23 protein-coding genes are annotated in these 22208 nt (G+C 60.4%); 19 read left to right on the top strand and 4 right to left on the bottom strand.

The window, feature by feature from the left end:
- Nucleotides 1–161 precede the first annotated feature (161 nt).
- The 17 genes from IE087_RS22875 to IE087_RS22800 all read left to right on the top strand — a co-directional run bounded on the left by IE087_RS22875 (nucleotide 162) and on the right by IE087_RS22800 (nucleotide 14557).
- Complete coding sequence (locus tag IE087_RS22875; RefSeq protein WP_189371912.1) at nucleotides 162–695, top strand: DUF3305 domain-containing protein; 534 nt, start codon at nucleotides 162–164, stop codon at nucleotides 693–695.
- Nucleotides 692–1252: a DUF3306 domain-containing protein gene (locus IE087_RS22870; RefSeq protein WP_189371900.1), complete on the top strand. Its 561-nt coding sequence runs from the start codon at nucleotides 692–694 to the stop codon at nucleotides 1250–1252. The genes IE087_RS22875 and IE087_RS22870 overlap by 4 nt, the downstream gene beginning before the upstream one ends.
- Nucleotides 1252–1875, top strand: coding sequence for a TorD/DmsD family molecular chaperone (locus tag IE087_RS22865; RefSeq protein WP_189371899.1), 624 nt, complete (start codon nucleotides 1252–1254; stop codon nucleotides 1873–1875). The genes IE087_RS22870 and IE087_RS22865 overlap by 1 nt, the downstream gene beginning before the upstream one ends.
- Before the next feature lie 56 nt (nucleotides 1876–1931).
- Nucleotides 1932–2120, top strand: coding sequence for a twin-arginine translocation signal domain-containing protein (locus IE087_RS22860; RefSeq protein ID WP_189371898.1), 189 nt, complete (start codon nucleotides 1932–1934; stop codon nucleotides 2118–2120).
- Nucleotides 2121–2268: 148 nt separating this feature from the next.
- Nucleotides 2269–5166 (top strand): formate dehydrogenase subunit alpha, encoded by a 2898-nt coding sequence (locus tag IE087_RS22855; RefSeq protein ID WP_189371897.1) that lies wholly within the window; start codon nucleotides 2269–2271, stop codon nucleotides 5164–5166.
- 12 nt (nucleotides 5167–5178) lie between these two features.
- A complete protein-coding gene (gene fdh3B / locus IE087_RS22850; RefSeq protein WP_039689579.1) occupies nucleotides 5179–5787 on the top strand; it encodes a formate dehydrogenase FDH3 subunit beta in 609 nt (202 codons plus the stop codon).
- A gap of 199 nt (nucleotides 5788–5986) precedes the next feature.
- Nucleotides 5987–6667 (top strand): BamJ family beta-barrel-assembly machinery protein, encoded by a 681-nt coding sequence (gene bamJ, locus IE087_RS23700; RefSeq protein ID WP_189371896.1) that lies wholly within the window; start codon nucleotides 5987–5989, stop codon nucleotides 6665–6667.
- A 36-nt stretch (nucleotides 6668–6703) separates the two neighbouring features.
- Nucleotides 6704–7903: a formate dehydrogenase subunit gamma gene (locus IE087_RS22840; protein WP_189371895.1), complete on the top strand. Its 1200-nt coding sequence runs from the start codon at nucleotides 6704–6706 to the stop codon at nucleotides 7901–7903.
- Nucleotides 7884–9158: a c-type cytochrome gene (locus IE087_RS22835; protein ID WP_189371894.1), complete on the top strand. Its 1275-nt coding sequence runs from the start codon at nucleotides 7884–7886 to the stop codon at nucleotides 9156–9158. Before IE087_RS22840 ends, IE087_RS22835 begins: the two co-directional genes overlap by 20 nt.
- A 3-nt stretch (nucleotides 9159–9161) precedes the next feature.
- Complete coding sequence (locus tag IE087_RS23695) at nucleotides 9162–9287, top strand: hypothetical protein (protein ID WP_268244668.1); 126 nt, start codon at nucleotides 9162–9164, stop codon at nucleotides 9285–9287.
- Nucleotides 9288–9291: 4 nt separating this feature from the next.
- Entirely contained in the window at nucleotides 9292–10641 is a 1350-nt protein-coding gene (locus IE087_RS22830) for a sigma-54-dependent transcriptional regulator (protein WP_189371893.1), read from the top strand.
- A gap of 108 nt (nucleotides 10642–10749) precedes the next feature.
- Complete coding sequence (pqqA, locus tag IE087_RS22825; RefSeq protein WP_076630733.1) at nucleotides 10750–10857, top strand: pyrroloquinoline quinone precursor peptide PqqA; 108 nt, start codon at nucleotides 10750–10752, stop codon at nucleotides 10855–10857.
- 14 nt (nucleotides 10858–10871) lie between these two features.
- Nucleotides 10872–11759: a pyrroloquinoline quinone biosynthesis protein PqqB gene (gene pqqB, locus IE087_RS22820; protein ID WP_189371892.1), complete on the top strand. Its 888-nt coding sequence runs from the start codon at nucleotides 10872–10874 to the stop codon at nucleotides 11757–11759.
- A complete protein-coding gene (gene pqqC, locus IE087_RS22815; RefSeq protein ID WP_189371891.1) occupies nucleotides 11756–12502 on the top strand; it encodes a pyrroloquinoline-quinone synthase PqqC in 747 nt (248 codons plus the stop codon). Before pqqB ends, pqqC begins: the two co-directional genes overlap by 4 nt.
- Complete coding sequence (gene pqqD, locus IE087_RS22810) at nucleotides 12499–12777, top strand: pyrroloquinoline quinone biosynthesis peptide chaperone PqqD (RefSeq protein ID WP_189371890.1); 279 nt, start codon at nucleotides 12499–12501, stop codon at nucleotides 12775–12777. The genes pqqC and pqqD overlap by 4 nt, the downstream gene beginning before the upstream one ends.
- The gene (gene pqqE, locus IE087_RS22805; protein ID WP_373296548.1) at nucleotides 12767–13846 is read left to right on the top strand and encodes a pyrroloquinoline quinone biosynthesis protein PqqE; all 1080 of its coding nucleotides are present in this window, start codon (nucleotides 12767–12769) and stop codon (nucleotides 13844–13846) included. Before pqqD ends, pqqE begins: the two co-directional genes overlap by 11 nt.
- Before the next feature lie 9 nt (nucleotides 13847–13855).
- Nucleotides 13856–14557: a vWA domain-containing protein gene (locus tag IE087_RS22800; protein WP_229801550.1), complete on the top strand. Its 702-nt coding sequence runs from the start codon at nucleotides 13856–13858 to the stop codon at nucleotides 14555–14557.
- On the opposite strand, the gene IE087_RS22795 is transcribed toward IE087_RS22800, so the two are convergent.
- On the bottom strand, nucleotides 14554–15321 hold the full coding sequence (locus IE087_RS22795) for an ABC transporter permease (RefSeq protein ID WP_189371888.1): 768 nt from the start codon (nucleotides 15319–15321) through the stop codon (nucleotides 14554–14556). The two genes, IE087_RS22800 and IE087_RS22795, sit on opposite strands and share 4 nt — an antisense overlap.
- A gap of 103 nt (nucleotides 15322–15424) precedes the next feature.
- Between IE087_RS22795 and IE087_RS22790 the strand changes: the two genes are divergently transcribed.
- Entirely contained in the window at nucleotides 15425–17533 is a 2109-nt protein-coding gene (locus IE087_RS22790) for a 4Fe-4S binding protein (protein WP_189371887.1), read from the top strand.
- A complete protein-coding gene (locus tag IE087_RS22785; protein ID WP_189371886.1) occupies nucleotides 17530–18399 on the top strand; it encodes an FAD:protein FMN transferase in 870 nt (289 codons plus the stop codon). Before IE087_RS22790 ends, IE087_RS22785 begins: the two co-directional genes overlap by 4 nt.
- 59 nt (nucleotides 18400–18458) lie before the next feature.
- Here the strand turns inward: IE087_RS22785 and IE087_RS22780 are convergent, their stop codons facing one another.
- The 3 genes from IE087_RS22780 to IE087_RS22770 form a co-directional block, all read right to left on the bottom strand.
- Nucleotides 18459–19241, bottom strand: coding sequence for an FAD binding domain-containing protein (locus IE087_RS22780; RefSeq protein ID WP_189371885.1), 783 nt, complete (start codon nucleotides 19239–19241; stop codon nucleotides 18459–18461).
- 100 nt (nucleotides 19242–19341) lie between these two features.
- A complete protein-coding gene (locus IE087_RS22775; RefSeq protein WP_189371884.1) occupies nucleotides 19342–21705 on the bottom strand; it encodes a xanthine dehydrogenase family protein molybdopterin-binding subunit in 2364 nt (787 codons plus the stop codon).
- A gap of 15 nt (nucleotides 21706–21720) precedes the next feature.
- Nucleotides 21721–22206: a (2Fe-2S)-binding protein gene (locus IE087_RS22770; RefSeq protein WP_189371883.1), complete on the bottom strand. Its 486-nt coding sequence runs from the start codon at nucleotides 22204–22206 to the stop codon at nucleotides 21721–21723.
- Nucleotides 22207–22208: the final 2 nt, after the last annotated feature.

Below are 22208 nucleotides of genomic sequence, written 5' to 3'. Positions count from 1 at the left end.
CCCTTTGGCGCGGCATAGCCCGGACAGGCTGGCCAAACTGCCTTTGCGTCAATCGGATACGCAAAAACGCGCACAAGACGCTTCTCGGATGAATTTTTTGGCAGTTTGATGATGGCAAGGGAGGACATTGGGTGATCCGAAACCCCGAGCAATACCAAACCATGCCTCTGGGCGTTGTCTTGCGACGACTGCCTGGCGTGACCCGTTGGGCCTCCTACAGCTGGAAAGCCGTTGCTGTTTTGCCGGGCGCTGGATCTGCCGATTGGCAGGAGCTGCGTCGCGAAGGTGAGGCGGTCGAGTACCATGCGGCCACGCTGCCGTTGGAACTGCATGGGGCCGAGACCGAGGCGTATCTGCATAGCCTGTCCGCAGCGGAGCCTGCGATTTACGTGGTGATGCGCGAATGCAGCGGCGATCAGCCGCTTGAGGTCGTGCTTGTCACCGCGTCGCCCTATGAGGCGCAGGATTACACCGACAGCGGCGAAGAGATTGTCGAGAAGGTGCCGATGCCGGCCGGTCTGATGGCGTGGGTGCAGGGCTTTGTCACCGACTTCCATCAGGACGAAGCCTTCATCAAACGCAAGCGTGACAAGAAGCGCACGGACCTGACGCAGGATGGCGTTGGCGATCCACGTATTGCGACGGCGGCGGACATCTATGCGTCGCCCGCACGGCAGCGGAGGCGGGTGCATTGAGTACCGGGCGTGATTTCTGGTCCCGGCGGCGTGCCGGAGTTGAGGCCGAAGAGCAGGTGCTTGAGGCTCGTGTGGCCGAGGCCGAAGTTGCCAAGCTGGAAGAGCGCCCGGATGAAGAATTGTTGGCAGAGCTGAACCTGCCGGAGCCCGAGGATTTGGACAGCCCCGATGCGGTCCGCGATTTCCTGCAGGCCGAGCTGCCGCAGCGGTTGAAGACCCGCGCCCTCCGCCGCTTGTGGCGATTGAACCCGATATTTGCCAATCTGGATGGGCTGGTGGACTACGGCGAGGATTATACCGACGCCGCCATGGTCATCGAGAACATGCAGACAGTCTATCAGGTCGGCAAAGGCATGGTGACCGCGTTCCTTGATGACGAGGAAGACGAGGCGGAGGCCGTGGACGAGGTGCCCGCCGAAGAGGTCGAACAGATTGAGGTAGAGGAAGAAGAGGCTCCGCTGATTGCGGAAGCTGAACCTGTTCCTTTGCCAGACCCGGAACCCGAACCAACCGCGATGCCCCAGCGCCGGATGCGGTTCGCTTTTGACACAGCATAATGGAAGACAAGACCGTGACAGCCGCCGAAGACATTCAAATTGCCGACATGGATCGCGCCCGTGCGGACCTTTACAATTTCCTCGGCGCATTGCTCGCCGGACCGCCGGATGAGATGTTGCTCGCGCAGACCGCTGGGCTGACTGGCGACGACACCGATCTAGGGCAGGCCATCGGCACACTGTCCAAGTTAGCGCGTGTGACCAAACCCAAGGCGGCGGAGAGCGAGTTCAACAAGCTGTTCATTGGTTTGGGCCGGGGCGAATTGCTGCCCTTTGCCAGCTACTATCTGACCGGGTTTCTGAACGAAAAGCCGCTGGCGCTGCTGCGGCAGGACATGCTGGCCAAGGGCATGCAGCGATCCGAGACCGTGTTCGAACCCGAAGACAGCATTGCCAGCCTGATGGAGATGATGGCGGCCATGATCGTGGGCCGCTTTGGCACGCCGGCCGACATCACGGAGCAAAGGCAGTTCTTCAACAAGCATATCGGCCCATGGGCCGAACACTTCTTTACCGATCTCGAAGAGGCCAAGACGTCCGTGTTCTACACGCCAGTCGGCACTGTGGGTCGGATTTTCATGTCTGTGGAGGCGGAAGCCTTCCGGATGAGCGGCGCCGAGTGATCGGCGTCATCAAGGGGGCGGGCAACTGCTCCACAACATCGAGAGGAGACTTGTCGATGAGCAAGAAAGAAGACGGTGCATCGCGCCGCGACTTTCTGAAGCTGGCCGGGACCACGGCGCCGATTGCGGCGGTGGCGGTTGCGACCGGTGCGCAGCAGGCAGAGGCGGCAGAGCCGGATCTGACCTCGGAGAAGATGCAGGATACGGCGCACACCCGCGCGTATTTTGACAGCGCCCGTTTCTAGACAAACGGGGAAGGGAGGGCCGCGCCCGGGAATAAGCCTGGACGAGGCAGGAGATCAGCGACTGGTTGCGTGACGCCCGACTGCTGAGAGCCAAAGGAAGCCAAGCGAGTGACCCGCGTAGGCGGGAAGCAAGCAAGGGAGATGCAACATGCTTAGGAAAAAGACCAACGGGGTTGCGCGACGCCCCCAGCGGACAAGTATCCTGACTGAAGCGGCGAATGCTTCAGTAGACCGGCGTGCGTTCTTACGCGGGTCGGGACTGGTGATTGGGGGCCTGTCGGCCATTGCCGCCACGGGCGGAACTGTCACCCAGGCCAGCGCTGCCACGGCGGCAGCGGGCAAGGTGGAATTGAAGAAATCGGTGTGCACGCACTGTTCGGTCGGATGTACGGTCGTGGCAGAGGTGCAGGACGGTGTCTGGACGGGTCAGGAACCCGGCTGGGACAGCCCGTTCAACCTGGGCGCCCACTGCGCCAAGGGCGCATCGGTCCGCGAGCACGCCCATGGCGAGCGCCGCCTCAAGTACCCGATGAAGAAAGAAAACGGGGAATGGAAGCGCATCAGCTGGGAGCAGGCGATCGACGAGATCGGCGGCGGCATGATGAACATCCGGGAAGAAAGTGGCCCGGACAGCGTGTACTGGCTGGGCTCAGCCAAGCACAACAACGAACAGGCGTACCTGTTCCGCAAGTTCGCGGCCTACTGGGGCACGAACAACGTGGATCACCAGGCGCGGATCTGTCACTCGACCACTGTTGCGGGTGTTGCGAACACATGGGGCTACGGCGCCATGACCAACAGCTACAACGACATCCATAACTCCAAGGCGATCTTTATCATCGGCGGCAACCCGGCCGAGGCACACCCCGTGTCCCTGCTGCACCTGCTGCGCGCCAAGGAGCAGAACAACGCCCCCGTCATCGTGTGTGACCCGCGCTTTACCCGCACCGCCGCACATGCGGACGAGTATGTGCGCTTTCGTCCCGGCACCGACGTGGCGCTGGTCTGGGGTATTCTCTGGCACATCTTCGACAATGGGTGGGAGGATCAGGAATTCATCCGCACCCGCGTCTGGGGCATGGACCAGATCAAGGAAGAAGTGGCCAAGTGGACGCCCGAGGAAGTCGAGCGTGTCACCGGTGCCCCCGGTTCGCAGCTCAAGCGTGTTGCCCGGACCATGGCCAACAACCGCCCCGGCACCGTGATCTGGTGTATGGGTGGCACACAGCACACCAACGGCAACAACAACACCCGTGCCTATTGTGTGCTTCAGCTTGCCCTTGGCAACATGGGCACCAGCGGCGGTGGCACCAACATCTTCCGCGGCCACGACAACGTGCAGGGTGCGACAGACCTTGGTGTTCTGTCCCACACGCTGCCCGGCTACTACGGTCTGTCGGCGGGTGCATGGGGTCACTGGGCCCGCGTTTGGGGTGAAGACCCTGAATGGCTGGCTGGCCAGTTTGCCACGACCACCGGTGTCGACGGCAAGGAAAAGGCGCTGCAGAACCTGAGCGGTATTCCTGTGTCGCGCTGGATCGACGGTATCCTCGAAGATCCGGACAACATGGACAACCCGAACAAGGTGCGTGCCATGGTGCTGTGGGGCCACGCGCCCAACTCGCAGACCCGGATGGTCGAGATGAAGAAGGCGATGGAACAGCTGGACATGCTGGTTGTCATCGACCCCTTCCCGACGGTCTCTGCCGTGCTGCACGACCGGACCGATGGTGTGTATCTGCTGCCGGCAACGACGCAGTTCGAAACCCGTGGATCTGTCACGGCGTCGAACCGGTCGCTGCAGTGGCGGGAAAAGATCATTGACCCGCTGTTCGAGAGCAAACCCGATCACGAGATCATTGCGCTCTTTGCCAAGAAGTTCGGTTTCCACGACCGCATCTTCCGCAACATCAAGTTGGAAGAGGACGGCCTGACACCCGAACCCGAAGACACGTTGCGCGAGATCAACCGTGGCATGTGGACCATTGGTTACACAGGTCAGAATCCGGAACGGCTCAAGAAGCACATGGCGAACCAGCACACGTTCGACCGGACGACGCTGCAAGCCATTGGTGGACCCGCTGATGGCGACTATTACGGTCTGCCATGGCCCAGCTGGGGCACGCCCGAGATGAACCACCCGGGCACGCCGAACCTGTACGACATGTCCAAGCCAGTGGCTGAAGGTGGTTTGACCTTCCGTGCACGCTTTGGTGTCGAACGGGACGGTGACAACCTGCTGGCCGAAGGGGTCTATAGCGTCGGGTCGGAAATTCAGGACGGTTATCCTGAGTTCACGATGCAAATGCTCATGGACCTTGGCTGGGACGGTGATCTCACGGACGAGGAGCGCGCCGCGATTGATGCGGTTGCGGGACCAGAGACCAACTGGAAGACCGACCTTTCGGGCGGCATCCAGCGGGTTGCGATCAAGCATGGCTGTGCGCCCTTCGGGAACGCCAAGGCCCGCGCGGTCGTGTGGACCTTCCCCGATCCGATCCCGGTGCACCGCGAACCGCTGTACACCAACCGCAGGGATCTTGTTGCGGATTATCCGACATACGAGGACCGTCATGCCTACCGGCTGCCGACCTTGTATGCGTCGATCCAGAAACAGGACTTTTCGAAGGACTACCCGATCATCCTCACCTCCGGCCGTCTGGTCGAGTATGAGGGCGGCGGGGATGAGACCCGTTCGAACCCGTGGCTGGCCGAGTTGCAGCAGGACATGTTTGTCGAGATCAACCCGCGTGACGCCAACAACCTTGGTGTGCGGGACGGCAGCCAGGTCTGGGTCGAAGGGCCCGAAGGCGGCAAGGTCAAGGTTATGGCGATGGTCACCAACCGGGTGGGTGAAGGCGTGGCCTTTATGCCCTTCCACTTTGGCGGTCATTTCCAGGGTGAGGATCAACGCTCGAAATATCCCGAGGGTGCCGATCCTTACGTGTTGGGTGAAAGCACCAACACCGCCCAGACCTATGGCTATGATTCAGTAACCCAGATGCAGGAGACCAAAGCGACTCTCTGCAAAATCTGGACAGCGTAAGGAGGAAACGACATGGCATTAGGAGGACAGGCGAGAGCCAAGTTCCTATGCGACGCCGAGCGCTGCATTGAATGCAACGCCTGCGTCACGGCTTGTAAGAACGAGCATGAAGTGCCCTGGGGCATCAACCGTCGCCGCGTGGTCACCATCAATGATGGTGATCCCGGTGAACGGTCGATTTCCGTGGCCTGCATGCACTGTTCCGATGCACCTTGTATGGCGGTCTGCCCGGTAGACTGCTTTTACCAGAACGAGGAAGGGGTGGTTCTGCACTCCAAGGACCTCTGCATCGGGTGTGGTTATTGCTTCTACGCGTGCCCCTTCGGCGCGCCGCAATTCCCGCAGGCCGGCAACTTTGGCAGCCGCGGCAAGATGGACAAGTGTACCTTCTGCGCCGGTGGCCCCGAAGAAACCCACTCGACCGCCGAGTTTGCCAAGTATGGGCGCAACCGGATCGCCGAGGGCAAGCTGCCCATCTGCGCCGAGATGTGTTCGACCAAGGCGCTGCTGGCCGGTGATGGCGACGTTGTGTCGGCCATCTACCGCGAGCGCGTGGTGGCCCGTGGCTTCGGCTCGGGTGCTTGGGGCTGGGGCTCTGCCTACGGTCGTCAAGACGGCTAAGCGACGGTATTCCCGTCCAACCCGGACAAGCATAACGTTGTCCGGGTTATCAAGAGCATCATTGCGGGCGCGGATGCGCGCCCGTTTTACTTTCGGTGCGCAGCGGGCATCCGCACGCTCTGCTTTTGGTTATTTGGGTTCTGATCCTACAGGCGCTAGCAACGAACACATGATGTTTTCAAATCCCGAAAGGTTCACCATGCATCGTCTTTTGCCCGCGCTTGCAACAAGCGTTTTTCTGTTTCCCACGGTGCCTGCGGTCGCGCAGGATATTGCTGCGCTGGACACTCTTGATGCGCGGTTAAGCTACCTCGTTGGTCACAACCTGGCTACCGGCTTTGCCAAGGATGCCTTGGTCGAGCTTGATATCGAAGCGCTGCTTCAGGCCATCGATGACGTCAAAAACGGTGAGCCCAACCGTATCAGCGAGGCCGATGCTAAGGCGGTGTACGAAGAGATCGGACTACTTGCGGCTGAGCAAAGGCGCGTCGAAAAGCTGGCTGAGAATGCCGCCTTTCTTGAGCGGAACGCAACGGTCGAGGGTATCACCACAACCGAAAGCGGCCTGCAGTACCAAGTGGTCGAAGAGGGGTCGGGAGACAGCCCAGCCGAAACCGACACCGTTACCGTACATTACGAGGGTCGTTTGCTGGATGAGACAGTCTTTGACAGTTCCATACAGCGCGGAGAACCGGCCAGTTTTCCGGTGAATGGAGTCATTCGCGGTTGGCAGGAAGCGCTGCAGCTTATGAAGCCCGGTGCCAAGTGGGAGGTCTGGATTCCTTCCGAGCTGGCCTATGGCCCTCAGGGGGCTGGTCGGTCCATTGGTCCTGACGAAGTGCTGAATTTCAGCATCGAATTGATCAGCATCGACAGTTAACGCCGCGCCCTCCCGCGGCACATGGAGAGACATGACATGCTACGTGCATTTCTGATTTTGGTGCTTTGCCTCGCGCTTGCGCCTTTTTCTGCGCCCGAGGCCGCAGCACAGGAGACACAGGAAACCATAGACCGTTCGGCCACAGGTGGGGCGCAAACGCTCGAAGACATCATGGCGCGTCAGCGCGGTGAAGAAGTTGCGCCCAAGACCGGTGATGCCGCAAGCAATGCACGTGACTTGTCAGGCCAGCTTGGCACCTTGGGCGGTGCGTCTGACCCGGACTTGTGGCGCGCCTTGCGCTACGGGTCGGCAGACATCACCGTATCATCCGGTGGCGAGGTTGCGTCCGTCCTGATGCAGGACGGCGGTATGGCATGGTTGGAGTTCCGGCAGGGGCCGTTGGCCAAATATGGCGGCTACCTTCTGCTGGGGACACTGGCGCTGCTTCTTGTGTTCTTTGTCCTGCGGGGCCGGGTCAAACTGGATTATGAAAAGACGGGTCGCACCGTCACCCGTTTCAAATCCTTTGAACGGGCAGCCCACTGGCTTCTTGCCGGGTCTTTCATCCTACTGGGCATTACCGGGCTGCTGACACTGTTCGGTCGCATGTTCATCGCGCCGTATATCTCGAAAGAGTTCAATGCGACCCTGCTGATGGCGTCCAAGTACATCCATAACAACGTCGCATGGGCCTTTATCGTGGCGCTGGTCGCCGTGTTCGTGATGTGGGGCTGGCACAACATTCCGAACCGGACTGACATCACGTGGTTCGCACAAGCTGGCGGTATCGTGGGATCCAAGCACCCACCCGCCAAGAAGTTCAATGGCGGGCAGAAGATCATCTTCTGGTCCGTCATCCTGCTGGGCGGGTCGATTTCGCTGTCGGGTGTGTCGCTGCTGTTTCCGTTCGACTTCCCGATGTTCATGAAGACATTCGACCTGATGCGCAGCGTCGGGATCGAGAGCTTGCCGATCTACGGTCCATTGCCCACGGCAATGGCCCCGCATGAAGAGATGCAATATGCCCAAGCATGGCACGCCATCGTTGCCTTTGTCCTAATGGCGATCATCATTGCCCACATCTATATTGGCTCGGTTGGCATGGAGGGCGCCTATGACGCCATGGGATCGGGCGAAGTGGACGAAGCCTGGGCCCGGCAGCACCATTCGCTGTGGCTTGAGGAGTTGCAGGCAAAAGACAAGGCCGCACCCAAAGATGCGACGCCTGCTGAGTAGCCTGTTCCTGTGCCTTGCGCTGCCCGCATGGGCACAGGACTTCACCACCTACAAAGGGCATGGCGGGCCGGTCATGGGTCTGGTTGTGACCGAAGATGGCACGCTTGCCTCTGCCAGTTTTGACAACTCCGTCGGTGTCTGGGACGGCCAAGCGCCTGAGTGGTTGGAAGGGCATGATGCGGCCGTAACGGCGATTGCCGAAGATACGAACGGGGTGCTGGTGACGGGTGGCGATGACTTTGCCGTCTGGCACTGGGGGGATAGCCCGAGCAAAATCGGGCAGCACAAGGGCAAGGTGACATCGCTTGCGGCGTCCCCCGATGGGTCGGTGATCGCTGCCGGTTCGTGGGATGGTGATATCGTGTTGTGGCCCTTGGGGGCAGGAGAGGCGGAGACGCTGCCTTATCCGGGTGCCGGGGTGAATGCGGTGGCTTATTCCGCCGATGGTGCCTTCCTTTATGCAGCCACCTCAAAGGGTGATGTTCTGCGCTATGATATGGCGACCCGAGACACGCCGCGCCCGCTGGTGCGCCATGGGTTTGGCGTGAACCGCCTTGTTGTGGGGGACGGCTGGCTCGCCTATGGCGCGGTCGATGGCGGCACGCGCGTCATTGATGCTGACACAGGCGAGGCGCTGCATGACTTCACCCTCGATCGCCGTCCGATTCTGTCGATGGAGTATCACGTGCAGACCGGACAGCTGGCCATAGGGGATGGCGAGGGTCATATCATGATGGTGGACACCGACGAGTGGCGCATCTCCCGGGACTTTCGCGCCATGCGGCAAGGGCCGGTCTGGGCGCTGGCCTTTTCGCAGGACGGTACAATCATTCATGCCGGGGGCATTGACGATGTGATTTATGCTTGGCCGGTGGCGCTGCTGGATACCTATGATCCGGCGGGCGGTGATACGCGCAGCTTCCTGCGCGACGCCGACACGATGAGCAACGGAGAGCGGCAGTTCATGCGTAAATGCTCGATCTGCCATAGCCTTGAGAACGGGCCGTCGCGCAAGGCGGGTCCGACCCTGCATGGCGTGTTCGGGCGCAGGGCAGGGGTCGTGCCCGGGTATCGGTACTCGCCAACGCTCGACGGGTCTGCGATTATCTGGGACGACACCACCATCGATGCCCTCTTTGACGAGGGTCCCGATCACTATATCCCCGGGTCCAAGATGCCGATGCAGGTGATCGCCGGGGCGCAGGACCGGGCCGACCTAATCGCCTTTCTGCGGACGGCCACACAAAAGGAGTGAATTATGAAAGCCATGATGCTGGGCTTTGCCGCATTGATCGTGATTTCCGTGGGTTCGTATTTTGCGCTCCAAGAGTTGGGCTTTTCATCTGAAGACCGGGGTTCTGGGGATGCGGTGAGGTTGGACTGATCCTATGAACGCGCCCCACAAATCCACGCCGGACATCTATGGCACCTCGCTGGCGGGTGCCTCGGTCTTGGTGATCGATGATGAGCCGGGGATGCGTCATTTCCTGACAAAAACGCTGGAAACGCGGGTCAAGCGCGTCGACGCTGTCGGGTCTCCCGCACAGGCGACCAAGGCGCTGGACGAGGCGCAATATGATCTTGTGATCATCGACAACCTGATGCCGGGCGGTACGGGTTTGGACTGGATGACAGAGCAAAAACGCAAGGGCCTGTTTGCTGACGCGATCCTGATCACCGCCTACGCCGATCTTGAGACCGCCATCGCGGCCTTGCGGGCCGGTGTCAGCGATTTCGTTCTGAAACCCTTCCGCGCCAACCAGATCCTGAGCGCAGTGGCCCGCACGCTTGATCGCAAGTACCTGCAGCGGGACAACACGTTGCTGCGCCGCGAGCTGTCCAGCGGCAATGGGCATGGTAAGCTGCTGGGCAATTCCGAACCGATGGAAGACGTACGCGCGATGCTGGCGCGGCTTGCCCCACTGCCTACACCGGTTCTGTTCACCGGTGCCAGCGGCACGGGCAAGGAAATGGCAGCGCGTCATTTGCACGACCTGTCGGATCGGGCCGAAGCACCTTTTGTCCCCGTGAACTGCGCAACGATCCAGCCTGACCGCTTTGCCGAGGAACTGTTCGGGGTGGTTGAGGCAGAGGACCGTTTGAAACCCGGTCTGCTGCTGTTGGCCGATGGGGGGACGCTGCTGCTGGATGAGATCGCGCAAATGCCTGAAACCGTGCAGGCTGCGCTGCTGCGTGTGCTAGAGGACAAGAAGGTGCGCCCGGTCGGGGCGGAACGCGAGATCCGGCTGAACGTGCGGTTCCTGTTTGCTACCAATGACGACATCGAGGCGGCTGTGGAGGCTGGTCGGTTCCGGGCGGACCTCTATCACCGCATCCACGTCGTCAAGATTCACATGCCGCCGCTCAAGGATCGGATGGAGGATATCGTCGAGCTTGCCGCCCATTTCATGGAGCAGTTTTCGGCGTCACTTGCCATGCCGTCGCTTGACCTGGATGAAGAAACGCTGCTGAAGCTGCGCCGCTATAGCTGGCCCGGCAATGTGCGAGAGTTGCGGAATCTGATCGAACGGTCGGTCATCCTTGGTGCGTTGCCCGAGGAGTTTTCCGGCGGAGGCAGTGTGACAGGTGCCCAGGCGATCGAGAATCTGGATCTGGTCGTACAGCGCCACATCCTGCGGATGCTTGACCTGTGCGGCGGTAACCGGGCCGAGGCCGCGCGCCGTCTGGGTGTGTCGCGCAAGACAATCGACCGGAAGATGGCGGCGTGGTCGGAGTGATTGCTTGCGCAATTGTGAACCGCGCGTACCGCGACGTAGGGCTAAAGTCGCATATATAGGTAGGTGACAGGGCGCTATCGTAACCAAGCAATAGAGGAGGAATGTGCAATGGCATGGACAAAACCCAAGGCCCGCGAAGTGAAGTGCGGCATGGAAATCAACATGTATGGCCCGGGTGAAGACGATGATCGTGGCGCTGAGCGCGACGTAATCTAAGCCAACCTTATTACATGAGACTGATTGTTCTTGGGGCAGCCGCCGGAGGGGGGCTGCCCCAATGGAATTGTGGCTGTCGCAATTGCACGGATGCGCGCGCGGGGGTGATCCCGCGCATGACCCAGTCTTCTGTCGCTGTTTCGCTGGATGGGCAGGCTTGGGTCGTTCTGAATGCGTCGCCGGATATCCGTGCACAGGTGGATGCCTGCCCTCAGATGCACCCGCCCGCACTGCGTGGGTCGCCGATTGAATCGGTGATCCTGACCAATGGCGACATTGATCACATTGCGGGGCTTTTGACCCTGCGCGAGAAGACGGCGTTTGATGTCTACGCAACGTCGGCCGGGCTGGACATCCTGCGGAGCAATTCGATCTTTGGCGTGTTGGACCCAGACCTTGTGGCGCAGCATCGGGTGTCGCTTGAGACGCCCTTTGAACCGGTACCGGGATTGACGGTGACGCCTTTTGCCGTTCCGGGGAAGGTGGCGTTGTTCCTCGAAGGGGACACGCTCAATCTCGAGGAAGTTGGGGAGCAGACTGTTGGCCTGTTGTTGGACAGCGGGCCGGCGCGGGCGGCTTACATTCCCGGATGTGCGGCGATTCCGGATTGGCTGATTGACCGTCTGGGCGGGGTGGACCTGCTGCTGTTTGACGGAACCGTATGGAACAATGACGATATGCAACGCACTGGAACCGGAGAGAAGACGGGTGCACGGATGGGGCATGTGCCGTTGAACGGTGAGCTGGGCAGTCTTGCCCGCTTGTCCGAAGTGGACGGGCGCAAAGTTTTCATTCACATCAACAACACCAATCCGATCTTGCAACCTGAAAGCCCCGAGCGGGCCGAGGCCTTGGCCAAGGGATGGGACATTGCCTTTGACGGGATGGAGATCACGCTATGACCGCCCAGCCCGACAGTCTGGAGGTGTTCGGGGCGCGCCTCCGTGCCGTTGGCGACGCGCAATATCATGACAAGCACCCGTTCCATCACTTGTTGCATTCTGGTGGCTGCACCCCTGATCAGGTGCGCGCGTGGGTGATTAATCGCTACTACTACCAAACACGCATCCCGATGAAGGATGCGGCATTCATGTCCCGTGTATCCGATCCCAACCTGCGTCGCGCGTGGCGGTCGCGAATCGAGGACCATGATGGGTCCGCGCCGGGGGAAGGCGGCATTGCACGCTGGCTAAAGCTGGCCGAGGGCGTTGGGTTGGACCCCGGTTATGTCGCGTCCGAGGTGGGGATATTGCCCACCACCCGCTTTGCCGTGGATGCTTATGTGCGCTTTGTGCGGGATGAGCCACTGCTGCCTGCCGTGGCCTCTTCGCTTACCGAATTGTTCGCTCCGGCCATCCACAAGAACCGGATTGCGGGACTTTTGGAGCATTATGATTTCGCCAACAGTGAGACGCTGTCCTACTTCCAGAACCGGCTGACCGAAGCGCCGAAAGACGTGGCGTTTGGTTTGCAGTGGGTGATGGATCATGCGGTCACGAAGGCGGATCAGGATGCGGCCGTTCGTGCACTGACCTTCAAGACCGAAGTGCTTTGGGCGCAACTGGATGCGCTTTGGTCGGCTTATGTCGAACCGGGCCGCATCCCTCCCGGTGGGTGGCAGCCGGGTGAAGGGCTGGCGCAATGACGGGGGCTGACGTGCCCTTTCTTCCGCGCGGTGTGCGCACGCACTTTGATGCAGTGCGCAAGGTTGATGTGCTCTTGGGGCCCGAGCGGGTTCTGGTGTTGGATCAGGTGGGTACGGCGGTGCTGGGTCGTCTTGATGGGGTGGCGAGCCTTGATCAAATCTCGGCCGATTTGTCGGCTGTGTATAACGCGCCTGTGGATGTGATCGCGCCCGATGTGATCGCGTTTGTCGAGGATTTGCGGGACAAGGGGATGGTGCATGTCCATCCGCATTGATCCCCCGATGGCGATGCTGGCCGAGCTGACGCACCGTTGCCCGCTGGCCTGTCCCTATTGTTCCAACCCGACCGAGTTGCTGGCCAAGGAAACGGAGCTGAGCACCGACGCTTGGGCAGATATCTTTCAGCAGGCGGCAAAGCTGGGTGTCTTGCAACTGCACCTGTCGGGGGGTGAGCCCGCGTCGCGTCGAGATCTGGTTGAGCTGGTGGCCGCCGCGCGTGAGGCGGGGCTGTACACCAACCTCATAACCTCGGGCATCGGTCTGAACGAGCGTCGTTTGCGGGCGCTGGACGAGGCCGGGTTGGACCATGTGCAGCTTTCTTTGCAGGGCGTAACGGCGGCGATGGCTGACCGGATTGGCGGGTACAAGGGTGGCTTTGACCGCAAGATGCACGTGGCTGAAATCATCGCGGACATCGGCTTTCCCCTGACCCTGAATGCCGTGATGCATCGCGAGAACCTGGATGATCTGCCTGCCACGATAGACATGGCGCTGAGACTTGGCGCGCGGCGAATCGAGATTGCCTGTGTGCAGTTCCAAGGCTGGGCCTTGGTCAATCGTGCTGTCTTGCAGCCAAGTAGGGAACAGGTGGACGCGGCCAAGAAAACAGTTGCGCGGGCCATCGAAACGTTGAAGGGTCGCTTGGTCATCGATTTCGTGCCGCCCGACTATTATTCGGATTTTCCCAAGGCGTGCATGAATGGCTGGGGATCGACCGGTCTGAACATCACGCCAAACGGAACCGTACTGCCCTGTCACGCGGCAGAAACGATCCCGCATTTGCAGTTTGAAAATGTGGCCAAACGCGAGCTGTCGGACATCTGGTATGATGGTGCCGCATTCAATGCCTATCGCGGAACAGATTGGTTGCCGGAGCTATGCCAGGGATGCGATCGGCGCGACATCGACTTTGGAGGATGTCGTTGTCAGGCGATGGCGGTTCTGGGTGATGCGTCTGCGCCTGATCCGGTGTGCCGAAAGTCGCCCGGACGTGCGGCGTTGGACGCTCTGTTGAACGAAGAGGTGCAAGCGGTTGACGCACCGGAGTTCGTGTTTCGTCGGTAGGAGGGGATCATGGGATGGAAAGGTCGGAGAGTTGTGGCAGCCGCCGGGATTGCTTCGGTTTTGATGTCCAGTTCTGTTCGTGCTGACTGTACCGAAGACGCGATGATCGTGTTTGATGGCTCTGGCTCCATGGCCGAGATGGGGTTTAACCAGATTGACGAGCCGCGCATTTTTGAAGCCCGCCGCGCGGTGCGCACGGCCATGCCGCAAGTGGCGCCGTTCCGGCGGATTGGCTTGATCATCTACGGTCCCGGTGGGGCGGGTGGTGCCGGTGAATGCTCTGGCGTCGATCTGCGTTTTGGTCCGCGCATGGATGCGGCGGAAGCCGTAATCGCTGCGGTGGACAGTCTGGAACCGGAAGGGCGGACGGCACTGACCGAAGCCGTCAGCCTCGCCGCAGAAACGCTTGGGTCGCCGACCGAGCCGGGTACTGTGGTTCTGGTTACGGATGGTCGGGAAACCTGTGGTGGGCAGACCTGTGCGCTGGCCAACCAACTCATGGGAACAGGCCTGACCGTCCATGTGATCGGGTTCAAAGTGCGGGGCGAGCATTTTGGTTGGGAGAGTCAGGGGCAGACTGACTACCAAACTTCGGTCAGTGGGGCCAAGTGCCTCGCAACCCAGACGGGCGGGGAATATGTGAATACGGAGACTGTGGATGAACTGGTTGCAGCCATGAACCGCACCCTTGGCTGCAAGCTGTTGTTTTAGGTGGTCGCTGATTGTCGCCACCGTGTCGCGCGCGTCTCCATCATGCGCAGCAGGGTGAATTCCAACAGCAGCATGAAGGCTACGAAGCTCAGCGCATAGGCGAGCACATATCCGGTTTCAAACAGTTGGAAATAGAGGTGGATCTGAAATCCGATCCCGTTGCTGCGGCCCAGGAACTCGACCACCAGCACAATCTTCCAGATGATGGCGAGCCCGTTGCGGATGGAACTGGCGATGTAGGGCCACAACTGAGGAAGGATTACGTGCCGCAATTGAGCACCGCGGCTCATGCGGAAGACGCGCGCCATGTCGCGCAGCTTGGGATCAAGCGCTTGCACCCCTTCGCGGATCGATACGGCCACCATGGCTGTCTTGTTCAAGGCGACGGCGGTGATGGCGGCCACCTCATTCAAGCCGATCCAGAGATAGCATAGTACGATCACCACCAGGGCAGGGACATTGAGGAGCACAACCAGCCATGGTGAGAACCAACGGTTGATGGTGGTATTCACGCCCATGACAAAACCGATTAGGCAACCGAATCCCATGGCGAGCGAGAAGGCTGCGGCAACGCGCAGAAGCGTTGCGGTGAAGTGCAGTTGCAGCTCGCCTCGGGCCAATTCATGCGCGAAGATGTCCCATACCTGATTGGGTGCAGGCAGGACGCTTGGGTCATTTCCAACCCATGCCGCTGTCCACCACAAGGCCAGCATGGCCAGCAGCGACAGAACGAGCGTTTTGACGTCGAAGCGGGTGTCGGTCATGGGCCGAGCCTGGCACAAATGTGATCGCGCCCAAAGTTATTTGGGCTGCGGTCATACCTTAGTCGCATAGGGACGCAGCATCAGCCGTCATAGGCTGCGCGGGATGTCAGTGATCAAGTCCATAACCGCTGTGCTGCTGTCCGCCATTCTGTGGTGTATGGCTGCGGTTCTGACTGTCGCCGAGCCCCTGACCCGCGATGTGATCGCCCCTTATATCGTGCCGCCCATGTCCTTGGGCGAGCAGATCAATGACAACGGCGTTTGGCAGCTTCTGAATTCCGGCGGGGCCGAGGCGGGCTATGTGTTCGAAACGGAGCCAATGGCACCTTTACCCGGCTTCTCAGGGGCTGCGATCAACCTGCTTGTCGTGCTTGATCTGGACGGCCGGTTTCTGGATGTGCAGTTGATCTCGCATAACGAACCGATCTTTGTTTCTGGTCTGCCTGAGAAGCTGTTTTATGACTTCTTCAAGCAATATCGCGGTCATTCGATTTCGGACTCTTTGGTCGTCGGGTCGCCCTATGGCGCGGGCAGCGAGGGGTCTGCGTTGGTTTACCTCGATGGTGTGACCAAGGGGACTGCATCGGTGCGCATTGCGCATGAGAGTATTCTGGCCGCTGCCCTTCAAGTTGCGCGCGAGAAGATGGGCGGCATTTCGAGCGGCCCGCCCGCGTATCCCAACCCGGAATACAGCGAAGATCTGACGTGGGATGATCTGATTGCCGAAGGCATCGTGACACGCAAGGTCGTCACAAATGCCGAGATGGATGTCGCATTCGAAGGTACGCTTTGGGAGGATGACGATCCCGATGCCAAGGACGATCCCGATGGCACTTATCTGGACCTGTGGGTTGTCGACATTGGTGCGCCGTCCATTGCACAAGCCGTCCTGAGCAAGAGCAGCTTCGAAGAACTGCAGGGCTTTATGGAGATTGCCGATACGGATGAGCCCGTTCTGGTGATCGAGGCGGCGCGGCATGGGTTGGTGACGGACGAGTTTGTGCGCAACACCGCGCCCAACCTGATCAGTGCTGAACAGGGTGGCTTTCCCATCGCGTTTCGGGACAGTGATATCTACGTGGAACTGAATGATGCACTGCCGAACGAACTGCACAACGCCGTATACGACGGAGCGGCTTTGATCCTGCGCACGGACCGGCGTCTGGGATTTGATCCCACGAGCGACTGGACCTTGAAGATCAAGGCGCTGCGCGAGCACGGCTCGTTTCAGCCCGAGATTGGCTCCGTCACGCTTGACGTACCGCACGTGACGCCCGAGCGGTTCTATGCCCGCCCCGAGATCGTGAAGCCCGCGCCGCCCTGGGTCGATGCGCTGCGCAACCGGGCGGTTGATCTGATTGTTCTTGGGGTTTTCCTGGTCGGCCTCGTTGCTCTGCTTCTTTTTGGGACGAACCGGCTGGCAGCGTACCGATGGTTTACGCCAATGCGCCTTGCCATCCTTGCCTTTGTCACCGCTTTCATCGGTTGGTGGGGGCAGGGGCAGCTGTCCATTGCAACGCCTTTGGCTGTGGGGCGCACTGCGCTGGAGGGGGGCAGCTACGCTTTCCTTCTGTATGACCCGTTTTCTCTGGTGATCTGGGGCGTGACCATTGTTGGGTTTGTTCTGTGGGGCAGGGGGCTGTTCTGTGGCTGGCTTTGCCCCTTTGGAGCGCTGCAAGAGTTTGCCAATCATCTGGGACGGTTGTTGCGCCTGCCACAGATTGAACCCAACGCGTTCTGGGACGCGCAGCTCAAGAACCTGAAATATGTCGTTCTGGCTGTACTCGTCGCTCTTATGGTCACCGCGCCTGCGGCTTTGGACAAGGCCATCGAAGTGGAGCCGTTCAAGACGGCCATCACCACGTTTTTTGTCCGCGAATGGTACTACGTTGCCTATGCCGTTGGATTGCTGGTGCTGTCCATGGTGCTGTTCAAAGGGTTCTGTCGCTACCTGTGTCCGCTGGGCGCTGTGATGGCCATTGGCGGGTTGGTACGCGGGCGCGACTGGATTGCGCGGCGGGCCGAGTGTGGGTCGCCTTGCCAGCTGTGCAAGGTCAAGTGCAGCTATGGTGCCATCAAGAAGACCGGCGAAATCCAGTACTCAGAATGCTTCCAGTGTCTCGACTGTGTGACGATCCATGACGATGAGAGCCAATGTGTGCCGTTGATCCTCGCGGCCAAGGGACGCAAATTGCAGGTGGCTGCAGAATGATGAACCGTCGTCGTTTCCTTGCCATTGCTGGCAGCTTTGCTGCCACGCCAGCTATTGCGCAAAGCACCAGTTGGACCGGACACGCCTTTGGCGCTGACGTGTCGATTGAACTGCGCGGGCCAAACGATGTGGCCGGCCCGGCCTTGCAGCAGGCACAGGCGTTGATCGCCGAGGTTGAGGGGCTGTTCTCGCTCTATGATCCCGGATCAGACTTGGCTTTATTGAACGCGCAGGGCGTGCGGACAGTGCCACCGCGTTTCGAGATGTTGATGTGGACAGCAGACGAAGCACATCGTCTGACCGACGGTCTGTTCGATCCTACCGTTCAGCCGTTTTGGCAGGCTCTGGCAGAAGGCGGGGACGTTGCAGCCGCGCGGCGCCTTGTCAGTTGGGATCGTGTAACGATGCAAGGCAACAGAGTGCAGCTTGGGTTCGGGCAGGCGCTGACCTTCAATGGCATTGCACAGGGGTTCGCGACAGATTTGGTATCGGACATGCTGCGCGAGCGGGGCTTTGACCGAACGTTGGTCAATATCGGGGAACATCGTGGCGCCGGCGGCCCATGGAAGTTGGGACTCGCTGATCCTGTTCATGGACAACTTGCAGTGCGGACAATCGAGAACATGGCCGTTGCCACATCCAGCCCCTTGGCGACGGCGGTGGGGCCGCACGGTCATATCGTGCACGCGGCGCAGACCCCGCGTTGGTCAACCGTGTCGGTGGAGGCCGAGACGGCAACCATGGCCGACGCGCTATCGACTGGGTTGGCGCTTGGTGATCTGGTACTGGCGGAGCGCGTGCGTGACGCGAAGGGCGTTCATCGGATCACCCTGATTGATCCGGGTGGAGACCTGATCACACTTTGACAGCTGAAATGAAAAGGGCGGGGATGATCCCCGCCCTTCGTCTTTTGAGTATCCGTGGATCAGCTCGCGGCGGTTACCGCACGCCCTGTCATCACTTTGACCAAATGCGCCCGATAGGTGGCCGAGCCGTGCAGATCGGTGATCATGTTGTCAGGCGACACGCTCAATCCATCGAGCGCAGTGGCAGAGAAGTTTGCGCTCAAGGCCGTTTCAGCTTCGGTCCAGCGGAAGACGCCCTCGTTCGACGCACCCGTGACCGCGACCCTTACGCCGTCGGTGTATTTGGCGACGAACACACCCACCAGCGCGAAGCGCGATGCGGGTTGCACGAACTTCTGGTAGTTCGCTGCCTGCGGGATCGGGAAGCTGACGGCGGTGATGATCTCACCTTCGTCCAGAGCCGTGTCGAACATACCTTGGAAATAGTCATCCGCTGCGATCTCGCGTGTGTTGGTGACGATTGTGGCGCCGGAGGCCAGAGCCGCCGCCGGGTAACAGGCCGCCGGGTCGTTATTGGCCAACGATCCTCCTATGGTGCCGCGATTGCGCACCGCCGGATCGCCGATATGCGCCGCCAAGGCTGCCAGGGCTGAATAGCTGCCCTCTGCGGCGACGGCTGCGTGGATCGTGGCCCCGCCAATCCGCAGCGTGTTCCCGTCCTTGCTGATCCCCTGCATCTCGGCGACGCCTTTCAGCGATACCAGCTTGGATGGGCCGGCCAAGCGCTGTTTCAGCGTTGGGATCAATGTCTGCCCCCCACCCAGCGCCTGCGCATCTTCTACTCTCATGGCCGTTGCGGCTTCGGCGATCGTGCCCGGCTTCTCAACATCGAAGTTGTACATCTCTTGGTCCTTTCATCCGAAACAGAGCGAGTGGTACCTCTTCCCTGTTTCAAAAAATCCCGGGGGTCCGGGGGCTGGCCCCCGGTCCTGCCCTTTCACTTCATTGCATCGCTTCCCATACGCGGGCGGGCGAAACGGGCATGTCGATATGCTTCACATCCTTGCCACCCGATTGCAGCGCGTCGATCACCGCGTTCACCACCGTGGGGGGTGAACCAATGGCACCGGCTTCACCGCAACCTTTCACCCCAAGGGGGTTGTGGGTACAGGGCGTGCCCTGGCTGTGGTCGACGGCGAACATTGGCATGTCGTCGGCGCGGGGCATGGTGTAGTCCATGTAGGACGCGCTGAGCAGTTGGCCGTTCTCATCGTAGGTGGTGTTTTCAACCAGCGCCTGCCCAATGCCCTGGGCCAACCCGCCGTGCACCTGACCGGTCACGATCATCGGATTGATGACGTTGCCAAAGTCGTCGACGGCCGTCATCCTGTCGACGGTTACTTTCCCTGTCTCCGGGTCCACCTCGACCTCGCAGGCATAGGCGCCTGACGGGTAGGTGAAGTTCGCCGGATCGTAGAACGCCGTTTCCTCCAGACCCGGTTCGATATCTTCGAGTGGGTATTCGTGAGGGATGTAGGCTTTTAAAGCGACCTCACCAAAGGTCACGGATTTGTCCGTACCAGAGACCGAGAACACACCGTCAGCCAGCGTGATGTCATGTTCGGACGCTTCAAGCATGTGGCCCGCGATCTTCTTGGCCTTGTTGATGATCTTTTCCGTCGCGCGCACCACGGCAGAGCCGCAGACGGCGAGCGAACGGGACCCGTAGGTGCCCATGCCGAAAGGAATCTTGGAGGTGTCGCCATGCACGATGTCGATCACGCCGGGGTCAATGCCCAGCATCTCGGCCACCACTTGCGGGAATGCCGTTTCATGCCCTTGCCCGTGGCTGTGCGCGCCGACCATGACGCTCAGGTTACCTGTCGCGTTCACACGTACCGTCGCAGCGTCGTAAAGACCCACGCGAGAACCGAGTACGCCGACGAGGTTCGACGGGGCGATGCCGCACGCCTCGATATAAGCGTTCACGCCGAAGCCGCGCAGCAGACCCTTGGCCTCGCTTTCTTTGCGACGGGCCTCGAAACCGGCCACATCTGCGACTTCCTCCATCTTGTCCATGAGCGCGTCGTAGTTGCCCGCGTCATATTCAAGCCCCGCGGCGGAGGCGAAGGGGTACTGATCCGGCTTCACGAAGTTTTTGCGGCGCAACTCAATGGGGTCCATGCCCAACTCGCGCGCGGCCTTGTCGATCACCCGTTCGATGGAATAGGTCGCCTCGGGCCGTCCGGCACCGCGGTAGGCGTCCACCGGAGCAGTGTTGGTGAACACGGCCTTCACGTTCACATAGACCAGCGGAACCGTGTAGTTCCCGGCCATCAGCGTGCCGTGCAGGAAGGTGGGCGTCGCGGTCGAGAAGTTCGACAGATACGCGCCCACGTTGGCCTTGGTGTCGGTGCGGAAGGCGAGGAATTTGCCGTCCTTGTCCAGCGCCAGTTCGATCTTGGTCACGTGGTCGCGGCCATGGGCGTCGGTCAGGAAGCTCTCTGTCCGGTCCGCCGTCCATTTGACCGGGCGCCCGATCTTCTTGGCTGCGGCCAGCACGAGTGCCTCTTCGCCGTAGTGGTAGATTTTCGACCCGAAACCGCCGCCCACATCGGGTGCGATGACGGTCAGCATATTTTCGGGAATCCCCAGAACAAAGGCGGAGATCAGCAGCCGCGTCAGGTGCGGGTTCTGCGAGGTCGTGTGCAGGGTGTATTCACCCGTGCTGGCCTTGTAGCTGCCGATGGACGCGCGGGGCTCCATCGCGTTCGGCACCAGGCGGTTGTTCACCAGTTCCAGCGTCGTGACGTGGTGTGCGTTCTTGATCGCATTGTCCGTCGCTTCGCGATTGTCCTCGATCCAGCCCCAATCAAAACACTGGTTCGTTCCGATTTCATCGTGGACGAAGTTTGAGCCGGACAAGGCCGCGTTCATGTCAACGATGGCGTCGAGTTCTTCGATGTCCGCCTCGATGGCTTCGACCGCATCACGGGCTTGTTGTGCTGTTTCGGCGATGACGGCGGCATAGGCGTCACCGACATGGCGCACCTTGCCATGGGCGAGCACTGGACGTTTGGGTTCCTTCATCGGCTCGCCATCGCGTGAATTGATCAGCCAGCCTGCGGGGTTGCCACCGACCTCGACAAAATCCTCGCCCGTGAACACGGCCAGCACGCCGGGCATGGCCTCGGCAGCAGAGGTGTCAATGGATTTAATCGTGCCGTGGGCGACAGTTGAACGGGCAAAGACCGCATAAGTCTGCTTGGCCAGTTGGATGTCATCGGTGTATTCGCCGGTTCCTGTCAGGAAACGGACGTCTTCGCGGCGCACGGTGGCGGCACCAATCCCTGTGTCTTTGGGCATCGTGTCTCCTCCCCTTTATTCGGCGGCGATGGCGGTGACGTCTTGACCGGACGCCGCCATGATCGCTTTGACGATGTTGTGGTAGCCGGTGCAGCGGCAGATGTTGCCTTCGAGGTATTCGCGCACCTCTTGCTCGGTCGGCTTGGGGTTGTCCTTGAGTAGCGCTGCTGCCGACATCACCATCCCCGGAGTACAAAACCCGCATTGCAGGCCGTGGTGGTCCTGAAACGCCTGCTGGATCACATTGAGCGAGCCGTCTGCATTGGCTTGCCCTTCAATCGTATCGACCGATGCGCCATCAGCTTCGGCGGCCAGCATTGTGCAGGATTTCACGGCCACGCCGTCCACATGCACCACGCAGGCCCCGCACTGAGACGTGTCGCAGCCGATATGCGTGCCCGTCAGGCCCTGATCTTCGCGTAGAAAAGACGCCAGCAATGTGCGCCCTTCCACGTCACCGGAAACGGACTTGCCGTTCACCGTCATGGTTACCTTGGTCATTC

Source organism: Tateyamaria omphalii, assembly GCF_014651375.1.
Classification (GTDB): Bacteria; Pseudomonadota; Alphaproteobacteria; order Rhodobacterales; family Rhodobacteraceae; genus Tateyamaria; species Tateyamaria omphalii.
Note: the sequence above shows the minus strand (reverse complement) of the source record. Positions and strands in the feature narration are given on the sequence as shown.